This window comes from Marivirga sp. (assembly GCF_024636815.1).
Classification (GTDB): Bacteria; Bacteroidota; Bacteroidia; order Cytophagales; family Cyclobacteriaceae; genus Marivirga.
Genome location: NZ_JAGXGF010000123.1, coordinates 1 through 12,591 on the forward strand (window position 1 = coordinate 1; position 12,591 = coordinate 12,591).

Annotated in this window: 13 protein-coding genes; 7 read left to right on the top strand and 6 right to left on the bottom strand. The window is 34.7% G+C overall.

All coding sequences use genetic code 11. The features are described from left to right. Positions 1 to 294: 294 nt before the first annotated feature. Entirely contained in the window at positions 295 to 2,670 is a 2,376-nt protein-coding gene (locus Q0L29_RS09405; RefSeq protein ID WP_296621102.1) for a prolyl oligopeptidase family serine peptidase, read from the top strand. A gap of 72 nt (positions 2,671 to 2,742) precedes the next feature. Here the strand turns inward: Q0L29_RS09405 and Q0L29_RS09410 are convergent, their stop codons facing one another. Together Q0L29_RS09410 and Q0L29_RS09415 are read right to left on the bottom strand one after the other, a co-directional pair. Beyond that, positions 2,743 to 3,945, bottom strand: coding sequence for an MFS transporter (locus tag Q0L29_RS09410; RefSeq protein ID WP_296621103.1), 1,203 nt, complete (start codon positions 3,943 to 3,945; stop codon positions 2,743 to 2,745). Between the two features lie 158 nt (positions 3,946 to 4,103). Next, the gene (locus Q0L29_RS09415; protein WP_296621104.1) at positions 4,104 to 5,423 is read right to left on the bottom strand and encodes a DEAD/DEAH box helicase; all 1,320 of its coding nucleotides are present in this window, start codon (positions 5,421 to 5,423) and stop codon (positions 4,104 to 4,106) included. Between the two features lie 34 nt (positions 5,424 to 5,457). On the opposite strand from Q0L29_RS09415, the gene Q0L29_RS09420 reads away from it, so the two are divergent. From Q0L29_RS09420 to Q0L29_RS09445, 6 genes are all read left to right on the top strand, one after another. Next, on the top strand, positions 5,458 to 6,795 hold the full coding sequence (locus tag Q0L29_RS09420) for a dihydroorotase (protein ID WP_296621105.1): 1,338 nt from the start codon (positions 5,458 to 5,460) through the stop codon (positions 6,793 to 6,795). Positions 6,796 to 6,830: 35 nt separating this feature from the next. Further along, positions 6,831 to 6,995, top strand: a complete 165-nt coding sequence (locus tag Q0L29_RS09425) for a DUF4160 domain-containing protein (RefSeq protein WP_296621106.1) — start codon at positions 6,831 to 6,833, stop codon at positions 6,993 to 6,995. A 107-nt stretch (positions 6,996 to 7,102) separates the two neighbouring features. Continuing rightward, entirely contained in the window at positions 7,103 to 7,357 is a 255-nt protein-coding gene (locus tag Q0L29_RS09430) for a DUF2442 domain-containing protein (RefSeq protein WP_296621108.1), read from the top strand. Between the two features lie 288 nt (positions 7,358 to 7,645). Continuing rightward, positions 7,646 to 8,182, top strand: a complete 537-nt coding sequence (locus Q0L29_RS09435; protein ID WP_296621109.1) for a DUF4269 domain-containing protein — start codon at positions 7,646 to 7,648, stop codon at positions 8,180 to 8,182. A 29-nt stretch (positions 8,183 to 8,211) separates the two neighbouring features. Beyond that, positions 8,212 to 8,793, top strand: coding sequence for a TIGR00730 family Rossman fold protein (locus Q0L29_RS09440; protein WP_296621110.1), 582 nt, complete (start codon positions 8,212 to 8,214; stop codon positions 8,791 to 8,793). A 145-nt stretch (positions 8,794 to 8,938) separates the two neighbouring features. After that, the gene (locus tag Q0L29_RS09445) at positions 8,939 to 9,421 is read left to right on the top strand and encodes a DUF4168 domain-containing protein (protein WP_296621112.1); all 483 of its coding nucleotides are present in this window, start codon (positions 8,939 to 8,941) and stop codon (positions 9,419 to 9,421) included. Positions 9,422 to 9,523: 102 nt separating this feature from the next. On the opposite strand, the gene Q0L29_RS09450 is transcribed toward Q0L29_RS09445, so the two are convergent. The 4 genes from Q0L29_RS09450 to Q0L29_RS09465 all read right to left on the bottom strand — a co-directional run bounded on the left by Q0L29_RS09450 (position 9,524) and on the right by Q0L29_RS09465 (position 12,400). Then, positions 9,524 to 10,399 (bottom strand): DUF4382 domain-containing protein, encoded by an 876-nt coding sequence (locus tag Q0L29_RS09450; protein ID WP_296621113.1) that lies wholly within the window; start codon positions 10,397 to 10,399, stop codon positions 9,524 to 9,526. 206 nt (positions 10,400 to 10,605) lie between these two features. Further along, a complete protein-coding gene (locus Q0L29_RS09455) occupies positions 10,606 to 10,962 on the bottom strand; it encodes a hypothetical protein (protein ID WP_296621115.1) in 357 nt (118 codons plus the stop codon). Then, positions 10,959 to 12,110, bottom strand: coding sequence for a DUF4221 family protein (locus tag Q0L29_RS09460; RefSeq protein WP_296621117.1), 1,152 nt, complete (start codon positions 12,108 to 12,110; stop codon positions 10,959 to 10,961). The genes Q0L29_RS09455 and Q0L29_RS09460 overlap by 4 nt, the downstream gene beginning before the upstream one ends. 119 nt (positions 12,111 to 12,229) lie before the next feature. Further along, complete coding sequence (locus Q0L29_RS09465; RefSeq protein ID WP_296621118.1) at positions 12,230 to 12,400, bottom strand: hypothetical protein; 171 nt, start codon at positions 12,398 to 12,400, stop codon at positions 12,230 to 12,232. Positions 12,401 to 12,591 lie beyond the last annotated feature (191 nt).

Sequence of the window (12,591 nt, forward strand, 5' to 3'; positions counted from 1 at the left end):
AGCGAGACCTAAGCAAAACAGGTGTTTGTTTAGGTGTTGTTTTTTCATTTTAAGCCGGAAAGCCGTCTCCTTTGGAGGCGGTTTTTTTTCGAGCCTAAGCTTAGATAAGTCTGATTATCATGTGACTTAAATTCACCTAAGAGGTCAGACGATAGTCAGACCGGTTTTAAATCATAATCCCTTAATTGCTTTGTTTACCCACCTCCAACTATCAATTTCTCCTTTTATCAAATTTTATTTTTACTTCCTCTCATAATAGCGTAGTTTAAAACCATAGTTATTAAATCTACCCCTATGAGAAAATTATTTATAAGCCTTTATGTTGTTATTCTAGCTGTTTCAAGTTCGTTTGCACAAGAATTAGGTGAGTTAAGTGTTCAGAAAATCATGCGAGACCCGGCATGGATTGGGCATTCACCCGAAGATTTTTATTGGGGAGAAAATAGTAGTCAGCTATTTTTTAATTGGAATCCGGATAATAATCCTGAGGATTCACTTTATTCTTATGTTTTTAGTAAAGATGAAATAATACCAATAAGCCATCAACAGGAGATGAGTTTTCCTGACAGAAATGGAGTTTATAATAAAGCTAGAACAGAAAAGCTCTTTACCAGAAATGGAAATTTATTTATTGCAAATATCGATTTAGGAAAAAAGGACATTGTAATAGAAACTTCTAAGAGAATTTCTAATGCTGGTTTCTTGTCAAACGAAGAGGAAATATTTTATGTAATTGATAATAATATCTTTGTTTGGGAAATGAATACCGGTAAAACCCGCCAGTTGATTGAGTTTAGCAAAGAAGCAAAACCGAAAGAGAAATCAGATAAAAAATCCGATAAAGAAGAGTGGTTGAATAATCAACAGCTTGAATTATTCAGCGTCTTAAAAGAAAGGAATGAGAAAGATCAAAAATCAGAGGAATATAAAGAGAACATTAAGTCTAAGGGCATTCCTACTGTTTATCTAGATGGTAAAAGATTAATTGAATCCAGTATCAGTCCTGATGGAAATTATGTAATATATAGATTATACATTTCTCCAAATGGAGATGACAATACTATAGTTCCCGATTATGTAACCGAAACCGGCTATACAAAAGATCTGGATGCACGCTCAAAAGTGGGAGGAGATCAAGCCTATATGGAATTAGGTGTGTTCAATCTGAATACGAGAGAAAATTCAATTGTGAATATTGATAAGGTAGAAGGACTCAGTCAAATCCCTGAATTTTGGAGTGATTATCCGGAAAGAAAAAAAGAAGACTTTGAAAGCAGAAAAATGATTTTTCAATCACCATTGTTTTCTGATGATGGTAAGTATACTGTAATTGATGCCAGGGCTACAGACAATAAAGACCGCTGGTTGTTTTTGCTCAATCCTGAAACTGCTGAATTGAAATTAATTGACCGACAAAGAGATGAGGCTTGGATCGCAGGCCCTGGAGTAGGGTATCTTTGGGGAGGCTCTACCAAAGGATTTTTAGCAGATAATGAAACCCTTTATTTCAAATCAGAAGAAAGTGGTTATAGTCACCTTTATTCAGTTGATTTGAGCAAAAGTAAAAAGAACACAAAACAATTAACCAAAGGCAATTTTGAAATTTATGATGTGAATCTATCCAATGATAAAAGCCATTTTTATTTCTTAGCCAATCCTGAAAGTCCGGGTATCAGAAATTTATATAAAATACCAGTGGATGGAGGTGAAATGGAGCAAATCACCACTGATAAAGGAGGAATGGAGTATGCACTTTCGCCTGATGAAAGTAAAATTGCTTTAAGAAAAAGTACTGCTAACCAACCTTGGGAATTATATGTGATGGATAATGAATCCAACGCTGAAGCCAAAAGAATTACCAACTCTATTTCAGAAGAATTTCAATCCTATAAATGGAAAACTCCTGAATATATCACTTTTGAAGCGGAAGATGGTGCAGAAGTTCATGCGAGACTTTATAAGCCTGAGGGCGGAGGCAATGGCAAACCTGCTGTGATTTTCGTACATGGTGCAGGCTATTTACAAAATGCTCACAGATGGTGGAGTTCTTATTTCAGGGAATATATGTTCCATAATTTATTGGCTGATAATGGTTATACCGTTTTGGATATTGATTACAGAGGAAGTGCAGGTTATGGCAGAGACTGGAGAACAGGAATCTATCGTCATATGGGCGGTAAAGATTTAAGTGATCAGGTTGATGGTGCTAAGTATCTGGTAAATGAATTAGAAGTAGATGGTGATAATATCGGGATCTACGGTGGTTCTTATGGAGGGTTCATTACTTTAATGGCGCTTTTCAATGTAGCTGAGACTTTCAAATCCGGTGCGGCACTTCGCTCAGTTACCGATTGGGCCCACTACAATCATGGATATACAAGCAATATTTTAAATACTCCAGTGGAGGATCCGATTGCGTACGAAAGAAGTTCTCCCATTTATTTTGCTGAAGGCTTGGAAGGAAATCTATTGATGTGTCACGGAATGGTGGATACTAACGTGCATTTCCAAGATGTTGTCAGATTATCTCAAAGACTGATTGAATTAGGTAAAGAAAATTGGGAAATGGCACTCTATCCTGTAGAAAGCCATGGTTTTGTGGAGCCAAGCAGCTGGACGGATGAGTATAGAAGAATATTTGAGTTGTTTGAAGATACGCTGAAGGAGTAGTGGTTATTCGGTATTGGGTAGTGAGATTATTGTCTTGAATAGACATAAAAGGCTATTGCCTTTTCTCACTACTCACTTCTGAATACTTTTAACTCTAAAACTCCACAATATCACAACCGCAATTCCAATAGCATTACGTAGGAAAACCTCATTAAAGCTATATCCAGCATCTACCAAAACCCCAAAAAACAAAGGGCCTAGTGCAGTGCTTAAAACCATTACTGTGACAAATAGGCTCCTGACTTTTCCGATTATATCGGCCCCGAAAATTTCAACAAAAAGAGCGTTTTTCACTGTTCCGCCAAAACCATTGGCAAATCCCATTAAGGCTAAGGATAATGGATAAATAATGGGGGCATCACTAATTAAAAGTGTTAAGACTCCAATTACATAAGGAATCAAAACAAATGGAAATAACTTTTTGGCTGTCAGTTTATCAATATACGGACCAGCTATAAACATACCCAATGCACTAGCGCCTGCAAAAGCAGCTAAAGAGGAAGAAACCCAAGCAGCACTCCAGCCTTTTGCTGCTCCCAATTTCAATTGAAAAAAGAAAATAGCTGTGTTGGTAAATCCTAATGCAAAGACAGCAGGAGCAATAATTAGAAACGCTTTATGACTTAAAATTTTCCAGGCGCTTACTTTGCTTTTACCCAAATTCACTTCAGGTTCTGATTGAACTTGCTCTTTCTTTTTTTTGCTGTAAAGCCAATAAACCAAGGGCATGATAATTACTAAAACTATGGCTGCATTTAATTGCAATGAGCCTCTCCAGCCTAACCATCCAATAATTACAGTCATCAGAACTGGCAAAGTAGCTTCTCCAAATGGATGACCTGTAGTGGCAATTCCTATGGCTTTACCTCTATTGGTGTCAAAATACCGAGACATGGTGGAAACAGCTGTATGGCTCATCAATCCCTGGCCGAAAAGCCTAAGCATATAGAGCCCGACAAATACCATAACAATATGCATGGAAAAGGATAAAACCAGAAGAGCAGTCATTAAACCAATTAAAGTCATAGCCATATAACTGCCCAGCTTCATGCGATCAAATAAACTCCCTAAGGTGGGTAAAGTAAAAGCTGATGCCACAGTGGCTCCGGCATACAAACTGCCCATGGTAGTATTATTGAGGCCTAACCAACTCTCAATATCAGGTACATAAAGCGAAATCAAGATAGTTTGCCCAAAATTGGAAAAATAAGCAAAGACAAATCCTAAACTTAAGATGTATTTATATTCTTTAAATAATGTTTTCCACTTACTCATTTAATAGACTTTTAGAACCAAGAGTCTAGAATCTAGACTGCTTTATCTCCAATTCTTGCTTTTTCTGATATTTCTAATAAATAGACAGTTGACAACGCATAGTAGACAAAAGGTCTAAGTTAGTATCTCCTAATTCCCCCATTGGGGGTTAGGGGGCTTTATTTCTTCCTCCGCTTATCCTTAGGCTTATTCCCAAATGCTTTATCTCTTGCCTTTCCGCTAAGATTTTTCTTTTTCTTTTCATGAAAGGCTCCCTGAAAGTCAGGATTGTCTAAATGTTTCTGTCGGTCAATTTCCACAGCCATATCTTTCTTTTCCTTAGGCATGGTTTCCATCAATTCCACTTCTTTAGGAAGGTCATTAACGGCAATTTTTTGGCTAATTAATTCTTCAATTTTTTCGATATGATACAAATCAGAAGGGTCTACAAAACTAATGGCTATGCCATGATGCTCTGCTCTGCCGGTTCTGCCAATTCTGTGAACGTATTCTTCATATTTATTAGGTACTTCAAAATTGATCACATGGCTAATTTCATCTACATCTATTCCTCTGGCACTTACATCTGTACTCACCAAAACTTTAATACTTCCCTCTTTAAAATCTTTAATGGCATTAATTCGGGTGGATTGTGCTTTATTGGCATGAATTACGCGGGAGTCTTTTGTGATTTTTCGCTCGACAAAATTAAATACATTATTGGCATTGGTTCGTGTCCTGACAAAGACCAAAACCTTGCTGAATTCTTCTTTGTCCAGTAGATATTTCAACAAATTGATTTTAGTTAAGAAATTTGGGACATGATATAATTTCTGCTCAATTAATTCAGCAGTCATGAATTCAGGTGTCACTTCTACCTTTTCGGGGAAATCAGTAAATTCGTAAGCATATTTTTCCACCTTTTCAGGGAAAGTAGCTGAGAAAAATAAATTTTGTTTTTTCATTGGTAATAATTCCAACACCCTCCGGATTTGAGGCATAAATCCCATATCCATCATGCGGTCGGCTTCATCCAGCACAAAAGTTTTTATTTGCTTAGTTTTCAATACCCCTGCATTGTAAATATCCAATAACCTGCCAGGCGTGGCTACAATAATATCGCAACCAGCAGTTATTTCAGCTTCTTGCTTTTTAGAGCCAATTCCTCCGTATAGGCAAACAGTACGTAAATCAGTATATTTTCCTAATTCCAGAATATTTTCATACACCTGCATTGCTAATTCACGGGTAGGGGCCAATATCAATCCTCTTGGATCTAGTCCTTGAGCATATTTTAATTTCATCAAAATAGGCAACACAAAAGCAGCCGTTTTTCCAGTTCCCGTTTGGGCTATGCCAATTACATCATGCCCATTTAAAATCCTTGGAATGGCTTTAACTTGTATTTCAGACGGTTTTTGATAACCCAAATCATCAATTGCATTGAATAATTGTTTGTTGAGTTTAAAATCTTGAAAGGATGCGGTAACTTGCGACATGAAGTCTATTCTTTAAGGAAAAATTAACTGAAATATGAAAACCACTCTGATTGTCAATGCAAATATAGTAAATGAAGGGCGAATTAAGCCCTTAGATGTGCTGATGAAAAACGGTCGCTTCGAAAAAATTGCTTCCAGCATCAGTGCTGATGAGGCAGATGAAGTAATTGATGCCAATGGAAAATATCTTTTTCCTGGCTTAATTGATGATCAGGTACATTTTCGGGAACCAGGTTTAACCCACAAAGCTAATATTTTCACAGAATCAAGAGCGGCAGTTGCAGGTGGAATTACTTCCTTTATGGAAATGCCTAATACTGTTCCCAATGCTTTGACTCAGGAGTTGTTGGAAGATAAATATAAGATTGGTGCTAAAGACTCGATTGCCAATTATTCCTTTTTCATGGGCGCGAGTAATGACAATATTGAGGAAGTACTAAAAACTGATCCAAGAAAAGTGTGTGGAGTTAAAGTTTTTATGGGAAGTTCGACCGGAAATATGCTGGTAGATAATGAGCAAACCTTAAACAATATTTTTTCTCAAGTACCCATGCTAATTGCTACGCATTGCGAAGATGAAGCCACCATCAGAGCTAATACAGAGAAATTCAAAAAAGAATATGGAGAGGATGTGCCTATTGAAATGCATCCGATTATTCGTTCTGAAGAAGCTTGTTATTTATCCTCTTCTTTAGCGGTGAAGTTGGCAAAAGAACACGGTTCCAGGTTGCATGTACTTCATATTTCCACTGGAAAGGAAACCGAGCTATTTGATAATTCTATTCCTTTAGAGCAAAAGAAGATTACATCAGAAGCCTGTATTCATCATTTATGGTTTTCAGATGCTGATTATAAAGAAAAAGGCACTTTCATTAAATGGAATCCTGCGGTAAAAACGGCTCAGGACAGAGAAACTATTTTTCAGGCCTTACTAGATGATAAAATAGATGTGATTGCCACTGACCACGCACCTCATACTTTGGAAGAAAAACAAAATAAATACTTTTCAGCTCCATCAGGGGGACCATTAGCGCAACATAGTCTTTTATCCCTTTTGGATTTTTACAAACAAGGTAAAATCAGTCTGGAAAAAATTGCACAGAAAGCATCTCACAATGTGGCGATTTTATTCAGAATAGAAGAGCGTGGCTATATCCGTGAAGGCTATCACGCAGACTGTGTTTTGGTAGATTTAGAAAAGGAATATTCAGTTACCAAAGAGAATATCTTAGCCAAATGTGGCTGGTCTCCTTTTGAAGGACATACTTTCCAATCATCTATTGAAACCACTTTCGTAAATGGAAAGAAAGTATATGATAATGGAAAAATAATTGAGGCAGGTACGGGAGATAGAATGTTGTTTAAGGTTTAGTAATTAGGTTAATTTCAAATTTCCAATAGAACGATATGCCTGAGATTTCTAGATTTTTCGGTATAATAATTAAAATGTATTATAATGACCATAATCCTCCTCATTTTCATATAGAGTATCAGGATTATGAAGCTATAATTAATATTGAAGATGGTGAATTAACTGGCAAAATGTCCAGAAAAGCTTTAAATTTAGTTTAAGAATGGTTGGATTTAAATAAAGAAGCATTATTTGAAAATTGGGAACTAATTGAAAAGCGTAAACCTTTAAATAAAATAAAGCCACTGAATTAAAAGAATTTAACAAAATGGTAAGAAAGGTAGAAAAAGCAGAATATGTAAATGATTATAAAATAAAGCTCATTTTTGATGATGGAGTGTCTGGCACTGTCGATTTAAAAAATGAAATATGGGGAGAGATATTTGAACCACTAAAAGACATACATTATTTCAAAAATTTTCATGTAGATACGTGGACAATTTATTGGGATTGTGGTGCAGATTTTGCCCCTGAATTTTTATATAAAATGGTCAAAGAACAAGAAGGAAATCTAGTAAAGTAGAATAAGCCTCACCCAGTACATAAACCCAAACAACCATAATGGGATAGTTTTAATTGTCCCGAATTTAATTTTATATGCTGTTATAGGAATTTGGAACTCCTTTTATTAGGCTCACCTATTTCAAGAATATACTGATCATCCACCAAAAATCGCCAAATTTTGGAATGCTTATCTATGTTTATTGAATGTCGTAGCTACATTAAATGTTAAACACAAACAACATTATTGTTATTTTTTGTAGTTGTATACATTTAACAAAATGGTAAACTGTTAAATCAAAACAACAAAATGGATTTTAAATCTATTGACTATCTGAATAAAGGGAACTGGCTTCAAAAGGAAGCTTATAAAGTTTTGACAGAAAGCAAAGTCATGGAAAAACTAAAAAGTTTCCAACCTCTTTTAGTGGGGACTATTCCTATTGACATAGCCATAAAGGATAGTGATTTGGATATCGTTTGCTCATTCGAAAATAAGCAGGTGTTTAAAGAAGAAATCCAAAAGCATTTTAGCAGTCATCCACAATTTTCAGTGATGGAAAGAATATTTCAAGATGAGACTACCATAATAGCACGCTTTAATATGGACAATTTTCCAGTAGAAATATTTGCACAAAACACGCCTTCAAATCAGCAAATAGCTTTTCAGCATATGTTGATTGAACATGAGATCTTAATTAACAGAAGTGAGGAGTTCAGAAAAGAGATTATCCGCTTAAAGGAATCGGGAATTAAAACAGAGCCTGCATTTGCTCAACTATTAAATTTGAGAGGTGATCCTTTTCATGCGCTTCTGGATCATGGAAAGCAGCAGGAAATCATTTGATATGACTTAAAATTAAGTTATCATTAGGAATGAAGAGAATAACAGTATTCTGTGGTTCAAGCGCAGGTAAAAACGGAAAATACAGTGAAGAAGCTTTTCTTTTAGGAAAAATTTTAGCTCAGAAAAATATAGGCGTAGTTTATGGTGGTGCGAAAATTGGCTTGATGGGTGCCGTTGCAGATGGTGCTTTAAGTGAAAAGGGAGAAGTGATAGGCGTTATTCCCGATTTTTTGCAAACCAAAGAAGTGGCACATAATGAACTAACAGAAATGATAGTGGTCGGTTCCATGCATGAAAGAAAACTAAAGATGCATGATTTGGCAGATGGCTTTATTGCCTTGCCCGGTGGTTTTGGAACTATGGAAGAATTGTTTGAAATCCTGACTTGGGGTCAATTAGGCTTACACAAAAAACCAATCGGATTATTGAACATGGAAAACTTCTATCAACCGCTTTTGGATATGCTTTCTCAAATGACTGAGCAAAATTTCCTGAAAGAAATCAACAGAGATATGCTTCTGAGTGATGAAGATATCCATCGTCTTTTAAATAAAATGGAACAATATCAAGCTCCAGAAACACCGAAATGGATTCTTAAATCAGAAACTTAAAGATTAATTCTCTTACTTTCTACAATAGAATTCTACTTTTCTATTTCAGTATTTTAAGAACTTTCAGAATTTTTATGATTCAGGACAACAATCATATTCCCATTCGTTGCCTAAATGAATTAATAAGTTTAAATAAAACCATAAAATGATGAAAAAGAGAATTTTTGCAACCGCTATTTTGTCAATCTTTACGACCGTTGTATTTGCTCAGCAGCAAATGCCAATGCCTCAGCAACAACAAGAAGTGACAACAGATTATAGTGACCAGGAAATAGAGAAGTTCGTTGAGGCGAATTTGAAAGTCACTAAAGTTCAGCAGGAAGCTGAAAAGAAAGCCATGGGAATCATAGAAGAAAATGATTTAGAATTGGACAGATTTAATGAGATTGTAGCTATCCAACAAGGACAATCTGACGAAGAAGCAAGTCCGGAAGAAATGAAGGCATTTAATGCAGCTGCTCAGAAAATTATGGCTAATAATCAAGAGACACAATCTAAAATGATTGCTACATTAGATAATCATGGCATTAGCCAAGAGAAATATAAAAATATAATGATGGCTTATCAACAAGATGAAGAGTTTAGAAAAAAAGTTGATGTAGTCGTTCAATCTAAATCAAACGGTTAAAAGTAGATTAAATTTCCAATTCATAAAAAAGCCATTCATTATAGATAATGAATGGCTTTTTTTGGTTTGTCTATTTATATAAATAAACGAAATAGATTTGATTTAGAGAGTTAGTTCAATGTTTAAATCTAACTTAACTCCAGCTTCCAATTCCACATCATTTTCTTGGGTTTTTACTTCTATGAAATTACCCTCTGCATCGAAAGAAGCGATTACCAAATCGTAAGTGCCAGATGGCAAAAAGGATAAGTTATAGTTACCTTCAGCATCCACATTTGAGCTAGTTACAGCATTGGCGAAAACCACACCATCAGCATCTGGTTCTTTTTCACTTTCACTGTATTCACCATCATCATAAGCATATACCACTAAGTTACCATCAAATTCACCGGTTACGTTTCCTTCAATAGATCCTACATTAGCATCTTCTATTAATCTTAGCGTAGGCTTTAGAATGAATTGACCTGAACTTCCTGCTTTCACTACTGATTTTCTAACATCAAAATCAATGATAACAGAAGTTACACCTCCATCAGGAATAGTAAAATCACCTATGATTTTATAACCTGTTTGATTTCCGCTTGGAATAAAAATTTCCTCTACAGATTCATCATTGAATTTTACATAATGAGGAGGGTTTTCACCTGCTCCTGAAGTTGCGGAAGCTGCAAGACCTAATCGTATTTGGTCATATAAGCCGCTAGTTAATTCTGTTTCATCCAAGAAGAAAGTTTCACCACCTTGAAGCTCTAATAAATTAATAACTTCAGGGCTCTCATATTCCTTTATAGTGGTCCAGCCATCTGGGCCAAAAACTTCCACCTTTGAAATACTAATCACGACTTCAGCTACACTTTCTGCCTCTAACGGACCATCAGTTAGATAAAATGATGCTCTTCCGTTTCCGCTTTCAATTCTGTCGCAGCCATAAAAAAGTACTAATGCTGCTAATCCAAAAATTTTCCACAAATGTTTCATAATACTTAACCTGTTTTGTTTACAAATATATAACCGAAATTTGAGGATAATATTTCATTAGTCGATATAAATATAGAGTTTATCGACACATATGTAATGTTTATAGATTGATTACAGTTTTGAAGATTTTATAATTCTGCTTATTTCGCCAATGCTTTAACGATTCTTTCTTCTTGAATTACAACGTCTTTCATTAAGGAATTCAGCTAATTATCGCCAATAGTAAAATCTTTATCTTGGCTTAGTTCCACCTTGTATTTGAATTGCCATTTGTCTTTATATTTTGAATTCCAAACTAAGATCTCACCTTTTTTATCCGGAAGCTCTAATTTAAAAGTGCCGTCCATTTGAGGGACAGTGCCAATTCTGTGACCTTCAACAATCATATTGGTATTGATCCCGTTTTTATTATTTTTTTGGAATGTTATATGCCCAAGCATATATGTTTTACCATTATCTTTTTTTTCAAACTTATATTTTACCATAAAGTCCTTGTTTTGGGCGGTATGTTTGTATTCAGTTTGAAAAATGATAATACTTAAAATGATCATTAAAAATTTCATGGTGTTGCATTTTTAAGTTTAAACAAATCAAAAGAAAATTGGCTGTCATCTTCTTTTTCGTATTGATTATTATTGAAAAGATGGAGTCCCTCCTGATTTATGAAGCTGATACCAAATGAGTACTTTTTAGCATTTATAGGGCTCTCCCCAACTATTTCAAAATCCTTATTTAAAATAATAATGGAAGCATTCTTGCCTATCGTACTTCTATCGGCAAATTTATCAATAGGATTATACGCAAAGCGATAATATACTTTTCGCCATCTATCATACTTTAAGCCTGAATAAAAGCCTTGTTCTGCCTGCAATCTAAAAGATTTCTCATCATCATTATAAACCTCATCACTCAAGGGTTTTAATGTTTTCATTTCAGAAGAGCCAGCAAAGTATTTTGACTTATTGCCTTGGGCATCTAGTACATAAATATATTCATCATTGGGGAAACTCATGATAATGCTATTATTATCTTCATTAAAAGTAGAGATTGCTTTCCTGTAACTATGTTTATCCCAAAATCCATCATCGTACTTCTCAGATAAATTGTATCGAGTGCCAAAAGCTTTCCTATTAATATCAAATTCTACCAAACCATAATCTAAAGAGGTAGCATTTTCCATGGGGGAAGGGTAGGATGGTAGAAAAAGTGTACCCTTATTGAAATAAGGGGGATGAGTACCATCTGGATATGTATAATGCATATCTTCTAGTTGGATTCCGAACTGATCAATTTTATTTCCAGCAGAATCGACAAGATAAATTTGTTGGGGTAATGGATCGAATAAAAATATTGAGTCCATATTGTGGGTATAACCATAATGTATACTTTTAGGAACACTCCTCGGCCCTTCAAAATCAAAATGGATTTCATTTACTAATTCTTGTGATTCTAAATCATAGATAGAAATGTATGTACCATTGGAGTGAAAAAACAATAGATATTGTGGGGCGTCAGTTGGATATACTTGTATTCCTCTAGTGTAGGCAGTTTTAGTATTGTCTAATTTAAAAGTAAGTTGATTTGTGATTTCGAGTTCATATTTAACTACATTATCTTCTGTATTCTGATAAGAATTTTGACAGGAAAAAGTAAAAACAAATATAAAAACAAAAACAATTGATTCTGACTGTACAATAAAGTTTTTTATCATTCTAAATATGATTGATTTAATTAAAATAGTTTAATCGTAAAGTTTAGATTAATTGAGAAAGTAAATACCTTAAAAGACTGCCAGAAATATATTTTAAGACAGTCTTTTCTAATACGTGATTAACCTAGTTCTTTGTCTTCATAAATATCATCTCCATCACATGTAAAACCACCAGGATGACAAAATTGCTGTCCATTATGGTAGTCTGGATCTTCTGTACAATATCCAGTGTGTACACGGCCTTCTCTGTTGGAATAACAATATGACTTTGCAGAGTAATAAATACCCATCAACGCCATTGTTAATGTTACTAATTTTAGTTTTTTCATAATATTTACAATTTTAAAGTTGAGAAAACTAAACTTAAATATATATATATATATGCAAGTTTCAACTAATAATTCAGGAATATTTTTTTTTTAGTTTTCAAATAGCCTATAATAAAAAAGCCTCTCAGATTTCTCTGAGAGGCTTTCACTAA